18 protein-coding genes are annotated in these 21,300 nt (G+C 45.2%); 10 read left to right on the top strand and 8 right to left on the bottom strand.

Annotated elements, in window-relative coordinates; all coding sequences use genetic code 11:
* Positions 1-10 precede the first annotated feature (10 nt).
* A complete protein-coding gene (locus QPK24_RS22630; protein WP_285744934.1) occupies positions 11-1,366 on the top strand; it encodes an MFS transporter in 1,356 nt (451 codons plus the stop codon).
* Here QPK24_RS22630 and QPK24_RS22625 read toward each other — a convergent pair.
* Both QPK24_RS22625 and QPK24_RS22620 read right to left on the bottom strand, forming a co-directional pair.
* Entirely contained in the window at positions 1,363-1,944 is a 582-nt protein-coding gene (locus QPK24_RS22625; protein ID WP_285744932.1) for a hypothetical protein, read from the bottom strand. The two genes, QPK24_RS22630 and QPK24_RS22625, sit on opposite strands and share 4 nt — an antisense overlap.
* Before the next feature lie 32 nt (positions 1,945-1,976).
* The gene (locus QPK24_RS22620; protein ID WP_285744930.1) at positions 1,977-2,510 is read right to left on the bottom strand and encodes a hypothetical protein; all 534 of its coding nucleotides are present in this window, start codon (positions 2,508-2,510) and stop codon (positions 1,977-1,979) included.
* Positions 2,511-2,748: 238 nt separating this feature from the next.
* On the opposite strand from QPK24_RS22620, the gene QPK24_RS22615 reads away from it, so the two are divergent.
* From QPK24_RS22615 to QPK24_RS22600, 4 genes are all read left to right on the top strand, one after another.
* Entirely contained in the window at positions 2,749-4,182 is a 1,434-nt protein-coding gene (locus QPK24_RS22615; protein WP_285744928.1) for a DUF6385 domain-containing protein, read from the top strand.
* Positions 4,183-4,261: 79 nt separating this feature from the next.
* Positions 4,262-6,421, top strand: coding sequence for a tetratricopeptide repeat-containing glycosyltransferase family 2 protein (locus QPK24_RS22610; RefSeq protein ID WP_285744926.1), 2,160 nt, complete (start codon positions 4,262-4,264; stop codon positions 6,419-6,421).
* 3 nt (positions 6,422-6,424) lie between these two features.
* Complete coding sequence (locus QPK24_RS22605) at positions 6,425-8,191, top strand: TPR domain-containing glycosyltransferase (protein ID WP_285744924.1); 1,767 nt, start codon at positions 6,425-6,427, stop codon at positions 8,189-8,191.
* Positions 8,192-8,229: 38 nt separating this feature from the next.
* Positions 8,230-10,137: a tetratricopeptide repeat-containing glycosyltransferase family 2 protein gene (locus tag QPK24_RS22600; protein WP_285744922.1), complete on the top strand. Its 1,908-nt coding sequence runs from the start codon at positions 8,230-8,232 to the stop codon at positions 10,135-10,137.
* 17 nt (positions 10,138-10,154) lie between these two features.
* Here QPK24_RS22600 and QPK24_RS22595 read toward each other — a convergent pair whose 3' ends face one another.
* From QPK24_RS22595 to QPK24_RS22585, 3 genes are read right to left on the bottom strand one after another with little or no spacing between them, the layout of a single operon-like run.
* Positions 10,155-11,363: a glycosyltransferase family 4 protein gene (locus QPK24_RS22595; protein ID WP_285744920.1), complete on the bottom strand. Its 1,209-nt coding sequence runs from the start codon at positions 11,361-11,363 to the stop codon at positions 10,155-10,157.
* Entirely contained in the window at positions 11,364-12,110 is a 747-nt protein-coding gene (locus tag QPK24_RS22590; protein WP_285744918.1) for a glycosyltransferase, read from the bottom strand.
* A gap of 8 nt (positions 12,111-12,118) precedes the next feature.
* Entirely contained in the window at positions 12,119-13,318 is a 1,200-nt protein-coding gene (locus QPK24_RS22585) for a hypothetical protein (RefSeq protein ID WP_285744916.1), read from the bottom strand.
* Positions 13,319-13,830: 512 nt separating this feature from the next.
* Here QPK24_RS22585 and QPK24_RS22580 point away from each other — a divergent pair.
* From QPK24_RS22580 to QPK24_RS22560, 5 genes are all read left to right on the top strand, one after another.
* A complete protein-coding gene (locus tag QPK24_RS22580; RefSeq protein WP_285744914.1) occupies positions 13,831-14,778 on the top strand; it encodes an ATP-binding cassette domain-containing protein in 948 nt (315 codons plus the stop codon).
* A gap of 4 nt (positions 14,779-14,782) precedes the next feature.
* On the top strand, positions 14,783-14,956 hold the full coding sequence (locus QPK24_RS22575) for a hypothetical protein (protein ID WP_285744912.1): 174 nt from the start codon (positions 14,783-14,785) through the stop codon (positions 14,954-14,956).
* On the top strand, positions 14,916-15,575 hold the full coding sequence (locus tag QPK24_RS22570) for an ABC transporter permease (protein ID WP_285744910.1): 660 nt from the start codon (positions 14,916-14,918) through the stop codon (positions 15,573-15,575). Before QPK24_RS22575 ends, QPK24_RS22570 begins: the two co-directional genes overlap by 41 nt.
* A gap of 29 nt (positions 15,576-15,604) precedes the next feature.
* A complete protein-coding gene (locus QPK24_RS22565) occupies positions 15,605-16,282 on the top strand; it encodes a response regulator transcription factor (protein ID WP_285744908.1) in 678 nt (225 codons plus the stop codon).
* Between the two features lie 284 nt (positions 16,283-16,566).
* Positions 16,567-17,364, top strand: coding sequence for a sensor histidine kinase (locus QPK24_RS22560; RefSeq protein WP_285744906.1), 798 nt, complete (start codon positions 16,567-16,569; stop codon positions 17,362-17,364).
* A gap of 9 nt (positions 17,365-17,373) precedes the next feature.
* Here QPK24_RS22560 and QPK24_RS22555 read toward each other — a convergent pair whose 3' ends face one another.
* From QPK24_RS22555 to QPK24_RS22545, 3 genes are all read right to left on the bottom strand, one after another.
* Positions 17,374-18,333, bottom strand: coding sequence for an MraY family glycosyltransferase (locus QPK24_RS22555; protein WP_160032598.1), 960 nt, complete (start codon positions 18,331-18,333; stop codon positions 17,374-17,376).
* Positions 18,334-18,573: 240 nt separating this feature from the next.
* Positions 18,574-19,005 carry a hypothetical protein gene (locus QPK24_RS22550; RefSeq protein ID WP_285744903.1) on the bottom strand — a complete coding sequence of 144 codons (432 nt, stop codon included), beginning with the start codon at positions 19,003-19,005 and terminating at the stop codon, positions 18,574-18,576.
* 86 nt (positions 19,006-19,091) lie between these two features.
* Entirely contained in the window at positions 19,092-21,284 is a 2,193-nt protein-coding gene (locus QPK24_RS22545) for a YhgE/Pip family protein (RefSeq protein ID WP_285744901.1), read from the bottom strand.
* Positions 21,285-21,300: the final 16 nt, after the last annotated feature.

The following is a 21,300-nucleotide window of genomic DNA, read 5'->3' as shown; positions in this document are numbered from 1 at the left end:
GATTCTTCATATGACAATCAATTTTATAACACCCAAACGCAAAAGCGAGAGCAGCTTATTGAAAAACAAACATTTTATGCGGATGTTTACCGCTTATGCGACGGCTTCTTTTGGAGAATGGTTTGATGCAATTGCGATCCAGATTATTATGGTGTACAGGTGGGGAGCAAGCCCGGTTACACTAGCCCTGGTTCCTGTGGCGATGGCATTGCCAGGTCTTATTCTTGGTTCATTTGCAGGAGTGGCAGCAGACCGTTTTCCAAAAGTAAAGCTCATGATGTTGGCAGATCTCTTAACAGGTATGCTTACCTTCATCCTCCTCACGGCTTCCCATCCTTATGCGGTCATTCCTATACTCATGTGCCGTGCAGCTGTCTCTTCTTTTATCATGCCCGCACATCAAGCGATGACAAGATCGCTCGTAAGGGAAGAACAGCTCATTCAGGCTACTTCACTAAATGGTCTGGTTAACCAGTTTTCCAAAATTGCAGGTCCTCTTCTCGGAGGAGTAACACTTGCCGTTTTTTCACCGCAAGTATGTATCGCTATTGGAGCTTGTGCGAGATTTGCCTCCGCATCATTGTTGTGGAGTATAAGGGGTGTGGAATCGGTGAGGGACAAGTTGTTGCTCACTGAGAACTTGTCCCTTGAAGAGGAGAAACTTGACGTGGAATCGAAGGCAATAGATTCTGCCAGCGGGCATCCCTCCCTATGGACTGAATGGAAGGAAGGATGGGGGTATCTTTTTCAGCAGAGAATACTGATCTGCACTTTAATATATGCTGTGTTTGGGTTATTTGCGCTGCTCATGATTGATTATCAGTTTACCGTACTGCTTAGGGAAATAGCTCCAGACCGGGAGTCGATGCTTGGTATTCTTGTAGCAGCCATTGGAGCAGGGTCGGTTGTTGTTATGGTACTTATTAATAGGATAGGGCAGCTCTCCTATGTGCTTGGACTCGGAGGCGGATACCTTGGAATTGGACTTGGCATCGCTGGATTGGGACTGCTTGGGGATGCACATGGGGCTCTATCTATTGTCCTGTTTGCTGTTCTGATCGGAGTAGGAAATGGTCTATTCATGGTAACCAACCAGACCATTATGCAAAAAGAAAGCCGCCAGGATATGGTCGGACGTGTCTTTGGTATAAGTAATACGGTGGTTAGTGTCGTGCTTGTATCTGCACCGCTCTTTGGAGGGTTTGTTATTGAATCTGCTGGGGTGCAAGCGACCTTCTTTTGGATTGGATGTACGGTGGCTGTGATTGGACTTATTGGTTTTGCATTAGGTTCCTTCTTATGGGGCGAAAAGTCTAACAAAGAAACCACAAAATCTATGAAAAGAACAGAGGCAGAGTCTGTCTAGACCTCCCAAAAGACGAGGTTGGCTGTACTGGCAAGAACCCCTGCAACAGACAAAGCGCCGCTTATGGTTATTGAGAAAGATTGACCTGGAGGGATGATAAAATCTCCGAACTCGTTATATTCAAGGGGTCCTGGAGCTAGAGGCATGGAGAGAATGGAAGTTCCTCCAGTAGAAGCAGAGGTAGATGAGCGGACAGTCATAAGACTTGAGTTACTGCTTGCAAAATTTAAGTTAGAGGCTGTCAGTGTAGTCGGTCCTGTTAAAGTACCATTTCTACTAATTGTCATAGACCCGGTAAATGAGGATAACAAGCTAAGTGAAACATTGATGCCGCCCGAAATGCGAGAAATATATGCGGTTCTTTCACTGCCTGCGGGATTGGTCAGCTGTATGGTAATGATAGAAGATCCGCCAAGCAGTCCAAGCGTAGCTGAGTTCGTTGCTCCTGCTGTAAACAGCCTTCCCGCCTGACTTGCACTCGCTTCTGTAGGAGCTGCTGCGCTGGGGGACTGATACGTATTTAGTTGGAGCTGTTGCAGAGGTTTTTTCGCACTATTAAAAATGTGATCGTTAGGCATAGAGTAGTATCCCTCCTTCATAACTTTTCATTTTAAAATTCCCACCAGCTTACATTGATGGATCCCGTCAGTGCACCTGTTCCAAGACTAAATGTTACGGATTGACCTGGTGGAACAAGGATTGTCCCCGGAAGCCGAACTTGATAAGCACCTGAGGTTAGAGGAATGCTCATGATGCTGACAGGGCTTCCTGTAATGGAACCCGTTACTTGCTGCGCTGTCATTACACTTGTAATCGGGCTTCCAAAAAGATTATTAATCGGAGTCAATCCAGCTCCGCCAGTTAACGTGCCTCCCCGGTATAAAATAAGCGAAGCAGCAGCAGTAGTCCCCCCAATCGCTTGCGAGAAGTATAGAGTACGACCGCTGCCTGCGGGGTTAACTACCTGTAATAACAGACTGCTACCCGAAGCTACCGCAACGTTTCCCGTTGTTAAGGAGAACAGTCTTCCAGCGGCCGCAGCTCCTGCATCAGGAGTAGCTTCAACACCAGGGGATACATAAGTATTCATCTGCTGTGTGTACAAAGGCCGATTGGGTGAATTAAATACATGATAGTTGGTCATCAATCTTCCTCCTTTAGTAGAATTCAGTTCCTAAGTTTCCTTCGTTATGGCTGCTTGAACACGGCTAATGATAAATATTATCCAAGACTAGTATATGGAAAAAATGAGTCTTTGGTTTGGGTTGTCCTTACCCTGAAAAAAAGAGTGCGGCTTGAGCCGTTACTACTCGCTGGGTCCTGGCATAGAATGACGTAGCACTGCTGCGGTGTTAGATCATGTTCTATGGAGGAGGCCCTTGATGCCAAACTTTTCAAGTTTTAATTTAAACCCGGACAATTTAAGAACGCTGATATATGGTACGGATAATGACGAAGTATCCCATCCTGTGCGTACGGATCCATCAGGTAATCTGGTGGGTGTTATTTTGGATGGTACGATTAGTAACATGCCTATCATCACGAGCGTATCCATTACTGCGGGTACAATTACAAGTGTACTCGGGACGACAATTACGGCGGGGACACTCACAAGTGTGCTCGGAGCAACGATCACAGCGGGAACGCTGACGAGCGTACTCGGAACTACAATCACAGCAGGGACGATAACGGGAGTACTAGGAGCTACAGTTACGGCAGGTACACTCACGAACTTGTTGGACGGGACACTGACGAGTGTGCTCGGAGCAACGATTACAGCAGGGACGATAACGGGAGTACTGGGAGCCACAGTTACGGCAGGTACACTCACGAACTTGTTAGATGGAACACTGACGAGCGTGCTGGGAGCTACAGTTACGGCGGGTACACTCACGAACTTGTTGGATGGAACACTGACAAGTGTACTCGGAGCAACGATCACAGCGGGAACGCTGACGAGTGTGCTAGGAGCTACAGTTACGGCAGGTACACTTACGAACTTGCTGGATGGAACACTGACGAGCGTGCTGGGAGCGACAGTCACAGCAGGTACACTTACGAACTTGCTGGATGGAACACTGACGAGCGTGCTGGGAGCGACAGTCACAGCAGGTACACTCACGAACTTGTTGGATGGAACCCTGACAAGTGTACTCGGAGCAACGATCACAGCAGGAACGCTGACGAGCGTACTCGGAACCACAATTACCGCAGGGACGATAACGGGAGTGCTAGGAGCCACAGTCACTGCAGGTACACTCACGAACTTGTTGGATGGAACACTGACAAGTGTGCTCGGAGCAACGATAACAGCGGGAACGCTGACGAGTGTACTAGGAACCACAATTACCGCAGGGACGATAACGAGTGTACTGGGAACAACCATCACAGCAGGAACTCTATCGAGTTTGCTGAACGGTACGATCACAAGTGTACTCGGAGCAACCATTACAGCCGGAAGACTAGATAGTATTACATCCATATCACAGAAAAGCTTTCAGGAAATTCCGACGCTTGGCATTACTACAGCGGATGCTTACACCCCGCTATCTCCAGTCACGACAAGTGTGTTTGGAACCTACTCTTTCTTTGTGTATAACTCAGGGACAACAGGCAGTGCGGATGCAAGGGTTGAAATCAGCGCGAATGGTACGAACTGGTTCACTGATGTGGATACAGTTACAGGAATTGCTGCAGGATCTGTTGATGTGCTTGTTCCGCAGCGTTTTCTCAAATATACAAGGCTTGCTTATAGATCCAGCACGCCAGGAATACCTGCCACCATTAGTGTGTATTTCAACGGACAAGGCACATAATAAGCGCTGCACACATATACGTACATGGAGCCTCAACAGAGGCCCATGTATTTTTTTTGTAACCGGGGGAGAGTTCACGATGAGTATTCCTACTTTGGGAGTTCACCTGATTGTATATAACGAAGAAAAATGGCTAGGCGCATGTTTGGAACAGGTTCATACGCTGGCTGATGAGCTGATTATTGTCGATACGGGTTCTACCGATCGGTCTATTGCCATAGCAGAAGAGTACGGAGCGACGGTAATTCGCAGTCCGTGGGAGCATAACTTTGCAAAAGCCCGTAATGCAGGGTTAGTGCATGCAAATACAGATTGGATTCTAGTGCTGGATGCAGATGAACAGGTGATAGCCGGGCAGGAAGAGATTAAGGAGTTTCTGAGTCAGGAAGAAGGAAGCCAGTGTCTGATTGAACTTGTGAACTGGACGGGATCTGGTCCCGAGGAGTGTATTCATTATTTTGCACCGCGCGTGTTTCGAAATAGATATGGTTACCGGTATGAAGGGCTGATTCACGAACAGCTTGTTCAAGCAGATCAAGAGTCTTTGGGAGAGATCGGACTGAATATTCGGCTGAATATAGGGCATGGAGTGAAATGCTCTTCGACTAGGACAAAAACAGCCTCCATGCCTCCTTCCATCTGTCCGCTGAAAGTGAATCATTATGGGTATCTTCCTGCGGTCATTGAGAGTAGACAGACGGCTCTGCGTAATTTGAAAATAATCCAGCAGGCGCTACTAATAAACCCGGATGATGCTTTTCATCTCTACAATCTTGGGGTAACGTACTGCCAATTAGAAGATAGGGAGCAGGCTAGAATAGCTTTCTTGCAGGCACTAAGTAGCAGCCCCGTGAATGCTCCATACCGAGCGACTTTAGTACGGGACTTAGGAAAGCTGCTTTATGCAAACCAGGAGTTAGAACAGGCAAGGAATTTATTGCTGGCAGAAATCAGGCGGTATAGAGATTATCCTGATCTTTACACTCTGCTTGGGCTTGTTGAACAGGAGTACGGGATGTCTGAGCAAGCTTATGGCTATTTTGAAAAAGCAGTGAAGTCCTCTATTTCTACCCAGAACCAAGTTGCACTTTATGTTACGGAGGCTGGGGCAGACAGCTATATTCCACTCACCCATATGGCAGAAATAGATAAACGCAAGGGGAGATCATCCGATGCAGAGGATCACTACCGGGCTGCTATAAAGGCACATCAAGGTTATCTTCCGGCGATAAGCGGGTTAGCTGATTTGCTGCAAAAAGAAGGGATAGCAGATCCCTCTATTCAGCAAGTTTTAGTGGAGTTAATCGACAGAGAGAACCCCGGACATCTGCAAAAGGCGGCTTATGCACTCATGTCGTGCGGAGCATATGAAGCGGCTCTATCCATTCTGCCTGTGCAATCCATTGGCATAGAAGAGGAAAGCTGGGCCCGCGCCTGTCTGATTCAGACCCAAAGAAAGCCCCAAGCAATACAGCGATCCCAGCTGTTATTAGAGCGAATCAAGGGACTTACTGAGGAATTCAGTAATCTGCCGATATCTCCATACGATCAGAAGCAAATAGATTTAGCCGTAATGGACTGGGCGATCTGTTCATGGTCCTGTGCTGAGCCATTACCGCAAGTGTTCTATAAGCATAGTAATGAGGACAGCGTGTTCTATTTGGAGATAGAGCGGCAGTTGTTAAACATAAAACAGCAGAATGAAACTCAAGATCTTCCTCAGCTGGATTTAGGAATACTACTTCAGAAAGCAGAGAAACTAGCGGACCGAGCGGCAGCCTGCGGGCAGAAAGATCTGCTGCTATTCATGAAAAAGGCTGGGTTATTGTCACCTGGTACAGCAGCGGATCTTTTATATAAACACGGTTACCGATTGGAGGCAGCAGAGCAGTACTTAGAGCAATTAGCAAAAGGGCACCTTCATTTAGAGGGGATGTCTCACCTGGCCGAATTTATGTATGACCGTGCGAACTACTCGGAGTCCCTTGCTTTATTTGAGCAGGCAGTCACACTATCCAAAGATCATAACCGCGCTAGGATAGGGGCAGCAGCCAGCTGCTTGCAACTGGCAAGAGAAGCGGCTGTACGAATGCTGAATACTGAAACTGCAAAAACCTCAGAAAGCACATATGCTACCTTAGCTCAGGATGTTGCCGATCTCACGGGCAGTCTGCAAAGGTTAGATGACCTGAACTGGAAAACAGCTTGGGACGGTCAGGCAAGAAGGAGAGGGGTGTGAGAATTGCCGAGTCAAACCATTTCTCTATGCATGATCGTAAAAGATGAGGAACAAATGCTGCCCGCATGTCTTGAAAGTGTACAGGGAGCTGTTGATGAAATCATCGTTGTGGATACGGGTTCAACAGACAACACGGTTCAGCTCGCAGAAAGTTACGGCGCTTCTATCGTCCACTTTACGTGGTCTCATGATTTTGCGGCGGCTAGAAATGCGGGGCTTGAGGCAGCTGCCGGTGACTGGATTCTGTTTCTTGATGCAGATGAAAGAATAGATGAACAGGGAGCAAGAGAACTTCCGATTTGGGCGCAGCAGGATGGGATCGAAGGTTACTTTTTACAAATCCATAATTATACAGGAAACGGTTCGGGTGGAGTCACGATTAATCCGGTACTTCGTATGTTTCGGCATCGACCAGAGTACCGTTTTCAGGGAAGAATTCATGAACAGATCGCCGAATCCATTGTGAGTCAACGGACAGAAGCTCATTTTCATATGACCGATGTAATTATTCATCATTACGGGTACAGCGAGACGATTGTCTCTGCTAAGAACAAAGTGAATCGAAATATGGAGCTGCTCCAGCAAATTATCGAAGAAGATCCTGGGAATCCGTTTCATGATTACAATCTGGGTGTGGAGTACTTACGAATGGGGGAACTACAGCAGGCGTTAAGGTGTTTTCAGAAGTCATGGAGCGGCTTAGACCCCGCACGTGTCAGTTATGCGCATTTGGTTCTTAAATATGAAGTGCGATGTCTGCAGGCACTTGGGCAATGGGGAGAGGCAATGGAAAAGATTGCGGAAGGGCGTAGACTGTACCCGGGCTATACAGATCTGCTGCATGCTGAGGCCTTTACCCAGAATACGCTCGGGAGAACAGAGGAGGCCGAAAAGATTCTTCAAGAAGCCCTCCATATGGGGCCTGCAGCGGAGATGTACCATACAGAGGAAGGGATCGGCACCTTCCAAACGCTCTATATGCTAGGTCAGTATGCGGAACAAAGAGAAGCGCTCGAAGAAGCCGTAGATGCCTATGTCGAGGCAGTTCGGTATAAGCCAAGTCTGCTTCCGCCGTTATACCGGATCTGCCGTATCCTGCAGGTTACTAGACAGGAGGAGCGACTGCCAGAGCTTATCGAGGCACGCTTTCGTATAGAATCACAAGAAGCAATGTGGAAAATGATTGGAATCCTGAATGATAGCAGATGCTACTTAGCTGTCTTATCCATTTTGCAGGAATGGGATCAGCCGTCCGTTCTTCATAAGACGATCCATGTAAGTAAGCCCATGGCGCGGTGGCGGAGCGGGGATTGGGAGAGTGCAGCTCGTCTGCTGCACGAGAACCCTGACTTTTCTGAACAAGAGAAAGATTGGCTGATGTGGAGTTTAGATATCCCTTCTGGTGCAGGGAAGAAGCAGGTCTTTAAAGATCAGGCCATTCTCCTCATCGAACAGGGGATAGATAAGGAGTTAAAGCCTTTAACCGAGGAGACTTGGTCTAGCTTTGCAGAACTTCTGGAAGCAGCGGATCATGCGGGGAAGAGAGAGATGTTTGTAGGGATTACAGGCGTCTGGCGCAGTATCTTAGAAAAGAACAGAGAAGCCTTGTCTGAGACAGCTCTAGTGGGAACGAAGAAGTATGTAAGCAGTATGGTTTCGGCAGCAGACGGGCATCTATCTGCAATCCAAACGCAGGCAAATGGTGATGTGAACACTCGTCTTGTCCAGCATATTCGGCTTAGACTTCCATGGCCAGACGGATTTAGGTAGATCACATCCACTAAGGATAAGAGGAGGCTTATACGCGAATGAATCCAGATTCTCCTGTGTCCCTTTGTATGATTGTCAGAGATGAAGAATGGGTTCTCTCCCAGTGCTTGTCTTCCGTAGCTGATATGGTATCGGAAGTGATCATTCTCGATACCGGCTCGGTAGATGCAACCTGTTCCATAGCAGAAAAATACGGCGCACAGGTCATTTCGTATTCATGGCAGTCTGATTTTGCAGCTGCACGAAATGAATCTTTAAAACTCGCTACCAAGCCATGGATTCTCGTTCTGGATGCAGATGAATGTGTTGCTGATGGTCAGAAAGAAAAATTGTGTGCACTTTGTGCAGATGAAGCGGCTGCAGGATATGAACTGCAAATCAAAAGTCTACTTGGACACCAAGGCGATGAGCAGGTAACAGACTATGTGTGCCGGTTGTTTCGTAATGATCCCGAAATAAAGTTTAGCGGATCCATTCACGAACAGATTGCCTCTGCAGTTCAAGCGAAGCCGGGTCAGCAGTTAAAGCGCTGTGACCTGGAAATTATTCACTACGGCTACCTCACCCATATTATTGAACAAAAAAATAAAACCGAGCGCAATCTTCGGCTTATTAAGGAGGCGCTGGCTGCTGATTCAAAAAACAGAGAACTGCTATATGCCCTGGGCACAGAATATTTTCAGCAAGCAGACTATTCGCAGGCACTTCCTATCTTTGAACCGCTGCTTGCGAGTCTGCCTGTTACGGAAGGTTATGCTTCCGATCTGTTCCTAAAAACGATGTATGCACTTAGAGAAACAGGCCGGGCAAAAGATGCACTGCAGCAGATTGAGCAAGGACTGACTGCTTTTCCTAACTTTGCTGATCTACAGGAGCTTCATGCTGTACTCCTCATGGATGAGGGACAAGATAACAAGGCTCTTCATGTGCTGGATGGTATGTGTATATCGAGGGAGTATACCTCGGTGTCGGGAGCGGGGACTTACCGGACCGCTTATTTACAAGGGATGCTGCTAGAGCGGCAAGGTCAGTGGAAGAAAGCTTGTGAATCTTATAGGGTTTCTCTTGAGTACCGACCAGATTATGTGCCGGCATGGCAGAGATGGCTTCCGCTTGTTGTTGGTACCGGGCAGATAGAGCAGTTGAATGATTGGGTGAAGAAGCATGGAATTCCGAAAAAAGTACAGTTGCTCGTATTTTATCTCATGCTCGATTTGCAACAGCCAGCTTGGATTGTAAAACATAAAGAAGACCTGCAGGGTGCCTTTTTGGCCCAACCCTGGATAGAAGCACTTTTACAAGCACAGATCGGAGAATACAGCACGGCCTGCCGTTATATTCAGCCGTGGGTACAATCTCCAGCCCACCGTGAACCGACAGAAACCATCCAAGCGGCCTTAGAATATAGCAAGACTGCACTCAAATTAGGGCATCGCGGCATGCAGACTGGTTTGGATAAACCTCAATTGCATCGATTCTCCTCTGCCGCGGATGCCTGCCAAATGTTCATTCGTATCGGTGCATGGTACGGTTTTTCTTCTATGCTGCGCAGTGATCCATCTCCTGGGATGCTGCTGTCTGCCCTATCTCCAGCGATGAAGATGGCACTCGTTCATGCACCGATTTGGGTAGTAGAGCAGCTGCGTTCTTTGCTAGAGCAGGAACTACAGCGGGAAGGGAAACGAGAACGGAAACGAGATCAAGAGCCGGATGAAATCCTGAAAAGTCATTGCTATATGCTGTGGATTGCTCTTCATACCCGGATGATTCCTGGGGAAAATGAGCTGCTGTCTGATACGAAACTAAGGTCATTTCTACAAGAACAACAGGAGAAATATATACCCGCTTCAGAGGTGCATATCGCACGCTGCGGATGGAATGCTCTTACCTATGTAATCAGCACACCGCTGAAAAGGTCTGAATTACATCCGCTTGTGCTATTGTAGTCTAGATAGACGTCACGCTATCTGAGGAAGGGGATCAGTACCTTTTTCCAAGCCGATTTCCACTTCTCTTCATCATAACTAAGTGCGGTTTGCCGTGCCTGCTTGCCAAGCTGTAACCGGAGGTCTTCATCGTCAATAAGGCGGCATAGGGCAGCTGTAATATGAGATTCTTCAGGTGAGACTAACAGGCCGTTATTGCCATCCTGTATTAGATCATTGAGACCGCCGACATTGCTTGCTACAACCGGAAGTCCGCAGCTCATGGCTTCTAGACAGGCATAGGAAGTTCCCTCAGAGAAAATCGTAGGAATAACCGCGATATCTGCCATATGATAGGCGGTAATCATCTCATCAAAAAGATAGCTTTTGGAAAAAATGCGTGCTTTATGAGGATGATGCTTCATCCACATTTCAAAAGCTCTGCCCACGGTGCTTCCCTGTACCCGCTCTCCTGCAAACTCAATTTCGAGTTGAGGGTATAGACCTAATAAATAGTCAGCCGAAAGCATCATCGGAATGATTCCACGCTCTAGACTAATTCTACGTGGAAAAAGAATTCGTATCCGTCCCGGCTGTTCCTCGTCACTTGCTTCAAGCTCCTCTTCTGACTGGTGAAGATGAACCTTTCTGTAATTGGTTTTTTTGCGTAAAGTATGCTCTTCAAGTTCTGTTTCTTTTAAAGCAGACTCCAGCGGTTTGAAATAATGAGTATCAACTGCGTTTGGAATTAAGATAATCTTCTGCGGATCGTTAAAGGTACAAACGGCTCTGCAAAAGGTGAGAAAATGAGAGTCAACCGACACAATAGTCTCTAAATGATCCAGAGCGTGTTGTATTGAGACCGCTACTTCCTGTTTCACTTCAGTTGGAAGACTTGGGCGATCCCAATTAATTCCGTGACATATCCCGAGACTATTCGGGGAATAACGCAGCGGATGCCATATACAGCTGGCATAAATGAGGGGACCCTTTGCCTTTGAAGCCATCTCCTCAAATGCATCCGGTATACGCTGCGGATCATAAGCATATCCAAACACTTCAATCTCTTCAATATGGCGGTGGAAAGAATCATAGTAGGATAATTGATGAACCTGTGGAGTATGACCGAGTGAGCGAATCACCTGACAGAGCTCGTAGATATATCGTTCCAGCCCGCCTCCAAATAGCCTCTCGAAATCACGGTTATATCCGTCTGCAAAGCTGTGCGTAAGAATGCTGACGTACAATTAATCTTCCTCCTTCCATTCCAGAAGGTTGGGTTTCAGATCCAGAATGGACTCATACTGGGCAACATTTCCCCATCGCCCTTCCGGGTCCATTTTTTTGTAGCGGACATATTTCTCAACCCGTTCTTCGAGTGGTCCTGACCAGCCCAGGTGCTTGATACGTAAGTCTGTGGTAAGCCCTGGAAGCGCGGAACAGGTAAGCGGCAGCCGAGGTACATGATGCTGCATTTTGGGATAAAAGTAGGGATAGTCTTTGAAAAAGCGAACAAGTGTCATGGTTGCCCCTTTATGTGCTTGCCACAAGTTATCTTCCCGGTAATACTGCCGGCTGCCCCACAGATCATAGAGCCGAAAGCTGACTGAGTCATAACGATTCTGATTAATAAGCCCTCGTATATTACGCTTGGCCCGTTCTTCATACAATTCATCAGCATCAACAGCAAGCAGCCAGTCGGGAGAAGTAGAAGCAGCGGCTTGCCACAGGATAGAACGTAATTTCCATTCCTCTGCAAATAAGGATGCTGGCAGCTGTACAAGCTTGATTACCTTCTCAAATGACTTACAGATCTCGACTGTACGATCTGTACTGGCATCATCAACGATAACAATGTGATCAACATACGTAGAGAGGTCCGTAAGTACCTCTTCCAAGTAGCGATGTTCCTCATTGTGTACTTGCAGCATGGCGGTCAATGAATTACCTTCTGGTTTACGTACATTAGAGATAGAGGGAGAAGGATCTGACATCAGTACAATCAGCTCCCTTTCAGTAAATTATGAACCTTGTCATCCAGTACCTCTAGCGCAGCGATATGAACAAGAGCCTCTTCCTTCTCGGCAGATGCCTCTAGAAATAGGCGAATGGCTGCGTGCCGTTCTCCGCGGATTGCTTCCACTTGGCCGCACAACAGGCGAAACAGATACCGTTCTTCTGCTGAGAGCAAGTCAGAGGAGTGAACCTGTGATAGAGCAAGTTCCAGTCGTCCCGTTTCTCGGTACATATGAAACAGCAGGAGACGAATACGATGATCAGCAGGGAGCTGCTTAATAAGAGTGAATGCTGCCCCATAGTCATCATTCAGTCGAAGTAATTCCGCTCGTGCAAGGACTTCCTGATCTTCAGCCAGAAGAAATAGGATGTTCTCATATTGTCTTGCCTCGGTTTCACCAAAGGCCGTAATCCCGTATATATTTGCTGCTGTTTGCAGGTTGCCTAGCTTTGCATGAATGGCGGATAGAAACCGGTAATGAGAGATCAGAGACTGATGCTGACCGCTTATCACTGCCTGCAGAAAGGCCTCTTCTCCATAATGCAGTGCTTCTTGTTCTCCTAATAAGTAATGATATACAGCTAAAAGAAATGAAAATGTCTCATGAGGTCCGTTCTGTTCTCTCATAGCACGGTAGTGCGCTTTACGCTTAGTCCACTGAATCTCAGGGGCAGAGACAGGGACATCCTCCGTGATTTCATGGATTGCATGTATAAAAAGGTCCAGGTCTAGGCTTCCTTGTTCCTCATCCAAGAATAGAGCTGGCGTCCCTCGAAAAGTCGCATCCAGACACTTCATCTCAGAGCGGGAACAATAAAGCGAAGATATGGCCCGAAGTTGTTCTGAGCAAGTATGGAATAGACTGCTTGCGTCTTCTTCATCTTCGAAATCGAGCATGATGAGCTGTGCTTCTGTTTGGGAAGCGGCCACATGCAGCCAGTATGGATGAGCAACAATAGCAAGGGTATCTTCTGCACAGACGGTATGAAGTTCGGAGGGCGTGAGTAAAAGCACATCTGACGGCAGCTCGGCGAGTTGTGCTTCGTTTTTTACCTGTTCTCCTTCTTGAAGCTTAGGTTCAGACAGATAATAGACATCATATTCCTCACACAGCACAGATAAGAGTTTGGTAAGCAAGGGGCCCGGTTCACGCGGAGGAAATACAACAATGGAAGAAGAGAGCATCGCACAGCTCCTTTCTTGATGCGGATGTTAGCACGAACGTTATAGTATATGGGCAGTTGCCTCAGAACATGTTTTTAGGGTCTGTAAAAGTTATTGCAAATGTTTATCATGTAGTTTTAACGCTTTTAAACGAAAAAAAGCAGGAACTGTCGGTCCTGCGGCACTTTTACTCCTCTACATCATACATTTCGTCATAAATCTCATTCTAACTCTCGTCATAATTCAAATTCCCTGTATGCATTATATAATCCGCATGATGCCGGCATGGTGACGTATGATGAGGGTTCTTCTTATATCCAAATCACTCGATTTTATGAAATATGCGGTTGAATTCTTTCAATGAACAAGAGAATTATTTTCCGTCTAGGTGCTGATTTAATATCCATACTGAAATGAAAAAGCATTTCACAGTTTAAATTCAGTTTACAAATCTCCATTATCCTTAAGTACGTCCTCAGGAGAGAAGGTAATATAACCTGACTGGACTGCGATATTGAGGAGGTCGGCAAAAAGTGGAGACGATTATACAAGTAGAAAACTTAAAGAAGAAATATAAAAATAGTGAACGGGCAGCAGTAGATGGCATTAGCTTTGAGGTAGGGAAAGGAGAGTTTTTTGCTCTTCTAGGCCCAAACGGTGCGGGCAAAACCACGACGATTTCCATATTAACCACAACGTTATCAAAGACAGAAGGAATGGTTAAAATTGCAGGTTATGACGTTGAAAAAGAGGCATCTATGGTGCGCCAAAATGTAGGCATTATTTTTCAGAACCCAAGTCTTGATCTCGATTTAACGGCTGAGGAAAATATTCGATTACATGTGAGTGTATATGGGGTGTATCCGTATCGACCGTTCTATAGTATGATGCCTGCTGCTTATAAACAGCGAATTGAAGAGCTTGCGGAAATTGTAGGTATACATGAAAACCTATTTAAAAAAGTAAAAGGATTTTCAGGAGGAATGAAAAGGAAGCTCGAAATTTTGCGAAGTCTTATGCATAAGCCGCAGATTCTATTTTTAGATGAACCGACACAGGGACTTGATGCATCCGCACGTCAATCTCTATGGGCGTATTTACAAAAAATTCGCAAGGAAGAGAACATGACCATTTTTCTTACAACGCATTATCTTGAAGAAGCTGAGGAAGCGGACCGAGTTTGTATGGTTACAAAGGGGAAAATAGCAGTCCTAGGTACACCTGATGAGATCAAGCGGCAGTTGTTGGGTGATAGATCAATGATCATTGGAGCAAGCGATCTTACAGAACTAAAGGAAGAGCTGATTTCATTGCAGACAGATTTTACAGAGGTAAATGACGCTTTGAAGGTCACGTATCAGGAACAAACGCCACAGCAGCTGCTGTCGCAGCTTCGCACACCGCTTACAAGGCTTGAGATTCATCAGCCTACTCTCGAAGAGGCTTATCTAGAATTGGTACAACAAAATGAAAGGGAGTAGTAAAATGATTGCTTTAACAAAAAGAGAAGGAAATGCCGTAATAGCAATAGCAGCACGCGAAATAACAAAAAGTATAAAAAATCCGATTTATTTAGCTGTAAGTATTATTATGCCTGTTATTTTTATGGGCATTATGGGTGGGAGTTTGTCTCAAAACATGGCGGCTGGCCTCGTATAATTATCTACAATTTATAATGATTGGTATGATGGTGAATAATATTTTTACTGGTCTTGTTACTGGTATGAGTTCTTTAATAGAAGAGAGAAATACTAACTTTACGCAAGAACTTTACGTTTCTCCGATTTCTAGGTATTCTATTATCCTTGGTAAAATGATCGGTGCAAGTTTTACTAGTCTCGTTGGTCTAATAGGGATTTTGATTATTTCTCTTCTTATGCAAATCCCACTAGGTGGAATACATATCGTATATTTGTTTCTCATCTCTCCGCTATTCTGTTTAGTGGGTGGAGCATTAGGAATATTTTTTATCGGTTTTGTCCAAGACAGCAAGACGGCAGATATGGGTTCCATTCTGCTAATTATGCCGCAAATGTTTCTCTCAGGTGCAATGATTCCAATTCAGCATTCTACTGGAATATTAGGTATTCTTGCTAAAATCATGCCGATGACATACTGCATTGACTTTGCACGTGCCGTATTTTATGCAGGCACTCCCGTATATGATCAGATTGTTCTCCATCATCCGGTTACTAACCTGATTGTGATGGCTGGATTCTTCCTTGTCTTTACCGTTGTCGGAACGCTGATGTTCACGAGATCAGAACGAAATCGCTAATTGAAGTATACAAAAAAGGAGTATTTATCATGCCAACGATTCTTATTGTAGATGATGATTCACATATTCGTGAGCTGTTAAATCACCTGCTAAAGAAAGAAGGTTTTACTACCGCAGAAGCTTCCAATGGAATCGAAGCACTTGAAGTCTTGGAGAAGATAAAGGTTGATCTTGTCATTCTGGATATTATGATGCCGGGTATGGATGGCTGGGATCTTTGCAAGGAGTTAGCTGACGACTATAACAGCATTCCGCTGTTGATGCTTACTGCAAAGGGCGAAATTACGCACAAGGTTAGAGGGTTTCAACTTGGTACTGATGATTATCTTGTAAAGCCCTTTGATCCGATGGAGCTGGTTGTTCGGGTACATGCACTCCTTAAACGTTACCGAGTTGCTGCTTCACAGCAAGTTGAGATAGGTAAATTAAAACTTGATCGCAGTACATTCGAATGTTATGACGGAGAGGAAGCGATAACGCTTCCTCTAAAAGAGTTTGAACTTTTATTCTTGCTGGCAAGTTACCCAGGGAAAACTTTCCCTCGTGACCAGCTCATTGAAAGGATATGGGGCTATGATTATGAAGGAGTGGAACGCACTGTAGATGTACATATTGGCCGGCTGCGTGATCGTTTTAAGTCTGATGATCATGCTTTTACGATACGGACGATTCGTGGTCTAGGCTACCGATTCGAGGTGAAAAGATGAGAGATCATACTTTAAAGGGAAAAATGCTGATTAAATTCGTCGCAGGCTTACTTTGGGTTACTCTCACTCTGTTCATATGCTGGACTATAGCATTTTTTCTAACCTCCTGGATTGGATGGCAGTTGCGACCCTTGTTTCTTCAGTTATTAAATTCATTTCTTGGATTCTTTATGTTTGGATTGTTAACGTACCTATTGTCTAAACTTTTAGATAAACGACAACGTATATTTAACCAAATAATTTTTGATGCACTGAGTAGAATTGCCAAGGGTGATTTTGGAGTAATGATCAACCCTGATGACAGGTATGAAGCGGGACCTATGAAACAACTAATCGAAAGCATTAACGATATGGCAGCTAACTTGGGCAAGCTGGAGTCCATGCGTCAGGATTTTATTTCTGATGTGTCTCATGAAATTCAGTCCCCTCTCACCTCGATCAGTGGTTTTGCAAGAATACTGAAGGAAGAAAAGCTGAGTGAGGATATACGGAATCATTATTTAGATATTATTGAAAAAGAAAGTGTTCGGCTCTCTAAGTTGTCTGAGAACATGCTGCGGCTTGCATCTCTCGATTCCGAGCAGCATCCGTTCTATCCTGTACCGATGAGGCTGGATAAGCAGATTCAGTCTTTAATCCTGGCTTGTGAGCCGCAGTGGCTTGCCAAAGATTTGGAGATGATTGTAGGCCTGAGGCAGATTAATATGGAGGCTGATCCGGACTTGTTATCTCAGGTATGGGTAAATCTTCTTCACAATGCGATTAAGTTCACTCCGGAAAAGGGGACAATTCAAGTTTTCTTGGAAGCAGATGAAAAAGAAGCGATAGTTCGGGTGGAGGACACAGGAATTGGGATATCGGAAGAGGATCAGGAACATATTTTTGAACGATTTTATAAAGCGGATAAATCAAGAACTCATTCGAGCGGGGGAAGTGGACTTGGACTTTCCATTATTGAAAAGATCGTAATGATGCACGGGGGAACAGTATGTGTAGAGAGCTCCCTTGGACAAGGAACGACATTTACTGTAAGGCTGCCTCTTGTTGCAGAAAAGCAGGACCTGTCGGTCCTGCTTCGCTAAGATAGAAGACTACATTTGAACGAGCATAAGAATGATGGAAGACAAACATAAGCAGACGCTGACAAGGCATAGAACGGCAACAACTTGTTTTTGAGAAAGCCCGGCACGAAGCAGTCTATAATGTGCTTGACTGGCATCTGCTTGATAGATGGCTTTGCCGCCCAGAAATCTTTTGACCACAACAAACAGGTTGTCGAAAATAGGAACACCAAGCGCCAGGATCGGAATGAGAATCGATAGTACCGTAGCCTGCTTGAAGGCACCATCCAAGGCAATAACGGCAAGAATGAAACCAAGAAAAGTGGCTCCGGCATCTCCCATAAAGACTCTTGCAGGCGGTTTGTTGAACTTGAGATATCCGATGGTCACACCCACGAGTACAATAGCCAGCATGGCAGAATTCCCTTGTCCCATGGTCAGTGCCACAATAAACAAAGTTGTTCCCGAAATAGCGGACAACCCTCCAGCTAGACCATCCATTCCATCCGAGAAGTTAATTACTGTTGTTACACCGAAAATCCAGAGAATGGTGAGGGTAAACTGCAGCCAGACAGGAAGAGAAATATATTCTTCACTGAACGGGTTATAGAAACCGCTGAAGCGAATCCCAGCAAGGTAGGCAATGACAGCAGCAGACATCTGAACTACCATTTTGGGCAGAGCAGGGAAATCTTTTCCCTTAGTCTTAAACCAGTCATCCACGGTGCCAATGATAAGAAGCAGTAATCCGCCTAAAAATAAAGCCCCTGTCTGCCAAGTATATTCTCCTGAAAACAGAAGATATGTAATGAAAAAACCGATGAAAATCGCATAACTTGCCGTTAAAGGAATCGGTTTCTTATGTAATTTACGTTCTTCATCTTCCCGGGGCTTGTCTACAAAATCGATTCGAAGGGCCAGACGCCCGAGCGGGGGAATTAGAAAAACAACAATAGCTATGGATAGTATAAGGGCTCCTGCATAAAGCATAATGAGGAATTCACCACTTTCTTCTATATTATACATTTATATTAAATATAGGTTTGTAATTTGTCGATCTTTTTATAACAAAAAACTGCAAATCCCGAGAAAGGAATCGCAGTTTATATGCGAGGACAACATCCACTTTATAGACTTAACCTTACCTGCATCTTCTAAGGCAGATGTTATCTATAGCGTAAAATGCTGTTTACTAACGTCAATATTACAGATCAAAACGACAGATCAATTTTATAGATCTAAAAGAGCTTCTTCTAGAATCTGATTTAGAGAATCAGAAGGGGAATCGCCTTTCCAGTGCAGAATCAGTGCGTTCTTATGTTCATATACAGCAGGAGCATTATCTAAATAATCGATTTGCTGCTCTAGCTCGGTTACTGCATCTTGCAAAGCATCTGCGGATGCATAAGTGAAGATAGATAAAGCTTCGGGCTGACCTGTAGCATTTTCAGGTTGCAGAATATATTGAACTGCAGGAACGTGATTTAAAAGCGGTTTATCAGTGCTCTCACTTGCCGGCAGCAATTGAATGTCTTTGCTCTCTAAAGCGCTTACGACCTCAGCGGGAGTAATAATCGTTTGAGCACTCAACATCTTGCTTGTTATGCCGCCAGCAGCAAGAATAAGAATGATTATTAAGGTAGTAAGTATCTTCTTTTTCATAAATTTCCCTCCGTTCTTACTCACCATTATAGCGCAGAACAGAGGGAGAATGTTGGGGAATTGTGAACTGATTGAGCTGTCAAATATCAATGAATGATGTTGCTTTTTCTCGCTTTTTTAACGAGTGGTTCTGACAATTGATTGATCGGTTTCTTAAGTAACAAACCAAGCAGCATAAAGAGTCCAGCCATGAGCAGAAGAACTACAATATCTCTTGTGATCACTTCCCATAAGATGCCCCCGGTCGCTTCTCTCATGAGGCTGATGCCATACGTAAAAGGAAGGAACGGATGAATCAGCTGAAAAAAGAAAGGGGTCACTTCAATAGGAAATGTACCGCCTGCTCCGCCAAGCTGCAAGACAAGCAGGACGATAGCTATTGCCTTACCTACATTGCCAAAGACGGAGACGAGTGTATATACAATGATCATGAATACGCTGCTGATCAGCATTCCAAACCATACAAAATATACAGGGTCATGCACATAGGCGTGCAGTAAAAATATATCACCAAGTGTAACTACCAGCGACTGCAACAGTGCCAGTGTCATAAAAGTCAGGTAGCGGCCAAAGTACACTTGATAAGGTTGATAAGAGGATTTTACCTGGTGATTACTAGAGTGATTCTCCTCTTTTTCCAAGTGGGAAGGTTCATGTACTTCCACTGACAGCAGAGAGACAAGCAGCAGTGCTCCCACCCACAGAGATAAGGTACTAAAAAAGGGAGACATGGCTGATCCGTAATTCGGAATGGGATAGAGTTTATGTTCTACTAAAGATACGGGAGAGGCAAAAAAGCTGCTCTCTTTCTGAAAATCAATCTGCAATAAATCAATAATTTCTTGCAGATTGCCGGTACGGTCAAACTCACGAATACTATTAGCGATTTCGGTTATTTTTTTCTGGACCTCGGGCAGTTCAGACTTGACCTTCGTCAAAGCCTCTCCCCCTGCAATCAGGCCCTTTTCAGCGTCTGCTATGATTTCTTTAATACGAGGCAAAGCTGTTACCGCTGTCTGCAGCGTTTGATTAGCTTTTTGGGCAGTATCGGCTGCTTTCTCCACCGCCGTCTTCACAGCAGGAGCAATTTCACTGTCATACCGAAGGAGTATATTTTTACTGATGGAAGCTGTTTCTTGCGCTGCGTTGTATAGATTGTCCAGCAGTTCAGATGGATCTTGTCCCTCTTCAAGCGCGCCGCGGATACTGTTTATCGCATTCAGCTGCGCTGTTAATCTGTCAGACAATGATGAGAGCTTTGAAATAAAATTGGTATACACCTGTTCCGGCAAAAAGTTCTGAATCGCTTCTATCCATCCTCTTGCATCTTCGGTCAACTGGAGAAGCGAAGTAAGCTTCGGCTCAAGATGATCAAGGCGCTCGGTAATCTCTGCTGGGGTGAGCGCCGCATTTTGAATAGCTTCAAGTGCGGTGAGGGCAGAACTGGCTGCCTGGTTAATCAGAGTGATGTCTTGTTTGATGAGCGGTGATACAGATTCTAGGGTATCTTGTACCTTAGGCAGCACGTCCGCAAGTTTAGCCGAGAATTCAGAAGCCTGATTTACGGTTTGCTCCATGGATGGCAGAATTTCTTTTACCTGTTCCACCATCTTTTTAAGATCAGCTACATCTTGAGTTGCGGTATCTGCTGCCTTTACTAGATCAGGTACCATATCTTCAAAACGATAAACAAGGGCTTTTAACTTTTCAATGGAAGGGAGCTCCTCTTCCAGCTTCACCCCTATTTCATTAAATGCTTTGAAGATCACGCCATTTGCCGTTTTCACAAAATTACTGCTAATCTCGCTCACAATACTCGTCGCACCCGAAGAAGTGATTTTGGGTGCAACGGCATTTATTTTTTCGTTTACATAATACTCGAGTTCCGGCTCCGAGGGGTTATCCGAAAGTGCAGTAGCAAGCCCGGCAGAAAAATCTGCAGGAATGATAATGCTGGCGTAATAGCGCCCTTTTTTCACCCCGGATAAAGCTTCTTCTTCACTCGTGAAAACCCAGCCAATTTTGTTATTCGTATGTAGTGTATCTATGATTTCTTGCCCTGCATTTATGGATTTGCCTAGGAGCTCTGTTCCTTCATCCTTGCTTACGACAGCCACTTTAATTCCACCGGTATTGCTGTAGGGGTCCCAAGAAGATTCAATGTTAAACCAAGCATAGAGAGAAGGAAGGATAACGAGACCTAGAATAATGACCAGGGCAGGCCAATTGTGAACAATGCGGTTTAAATCTTGAGTGTATATAGAGAATATTTTCTTCATGTTCAGCGGTTTCCTC

Source organism: Paenibacillus polygoni (genome assembly GCF_030263935.1).
GTDB classification, from domain to species: Bacteria; Bacillota; Bacilli; order Paenibacillales; family Paenibacillaceae; genus Paenibacillus; species Paenibacillus polygoni.
This window is presented reverse-complemented; position numbering and strand designations above follow the sequence as displayed.

Excerpts from the sequence above, each read along its gene's own strand:
- QPK24_RS22545 (WP_285744901.1), bottom strand. The coding sequence starts at position 21,284 with ATGAAGAAAATATTCTCTATATACACTCAAGATTTAAACCGCATTGTT.
- QPK24_RS22610 (WP_285744926.1), top strand. The coding sequence starts at position 4,262 with ATGAGTATTCCTACTTTGGGAGTTCACCTGATTGTATATAACGAAGAA.
- QPK24_RS22585 (WP_285744916.1), bottom strand. The coding sequence starts at position 13,318 with ATGCTCTCTTCTTCCATTGTTGTATTTCCTCCGCGTGAACCGGGCCCC.
- QPK24_RS22600 (WP_285744922.1), top strand. The coding sequence starts at position 8,230 with ATGAATCCAGATTCTCCTGTGTCCCTTTGTATGATTGTCAGAGATGAA.
- QPK24_RS22565 (WP_285744908.1), top strand. The coding sequence starts at position 15,605 with ATGCCAACGATTCTTATTGTAGATGATGATTCACATATTCGTGAGCTG.
- QPK24_RS22555 (WP_160032598.1), bottom strand. The coding sequence starts at position 18,333 with ATGCTTTATGCAGGAGCCCTTATACTATCCATAGCTATTGTTGTTTTT.
- QPK24_RS22590 (WP_285744918.1), bottom strand. The coding sequence starts at position 12,110 with ATGTCAGATCCTTCTCCCTCTATCTCTAATGTACGTAAACCAGAAGGT.
- QPK24_RS22615 (WP_285744928.1), top strand. The coding sequence starts at position 2,749 with ATGCCAAACTTTTCAAGTTTTAATTTAAACCCGGACAATTTAAGAACG.
- QPK24_RS22560 (WP_285744906.1), top strand. The coding sequence starts at position 16,567 with ATGATCAACCCTGATGACAGGTATGAAGCGGGACCTATGAAACAACTA.
- QPK24_RS22625 (WP_285744932.1), bottom strand. The coding sequence starts at position 1,944 with ATGCCTAACGATCACATTTTTAATAGTGCGAAAAAACCTCTGCAACAG.
- QPK24_RS22575 (WP_285744912.1), top strand. The coding sequence starts at position 14,783 with ATGATTGCTTTAACAAAAAGAGAAGGAAATGCCGTAATAGCAATAGCA.
- QPK24_RS22550 (WP_285744903.1), bottom strand. The coding sequence starts at position 19,005 with ATGAAAAAGAAGATACTTACTACCTTAATAATCATTCTTATTCTTGCT.
- QPK24_RS22630 (WP_285744934.1), top strand. The coding sequence starts at position 11 with ATGACAATCAATTTTATAACACCCAAACGCAAAAGCGAGAGCAGCTTA.
- QPK24_RS22620 (WP_285744930.1), bottom strand. The coding sequence starts at position 2,510 with ATGACCAACTATCATGTATTTAATTCACCCAATCGGCCTTTGTACACA.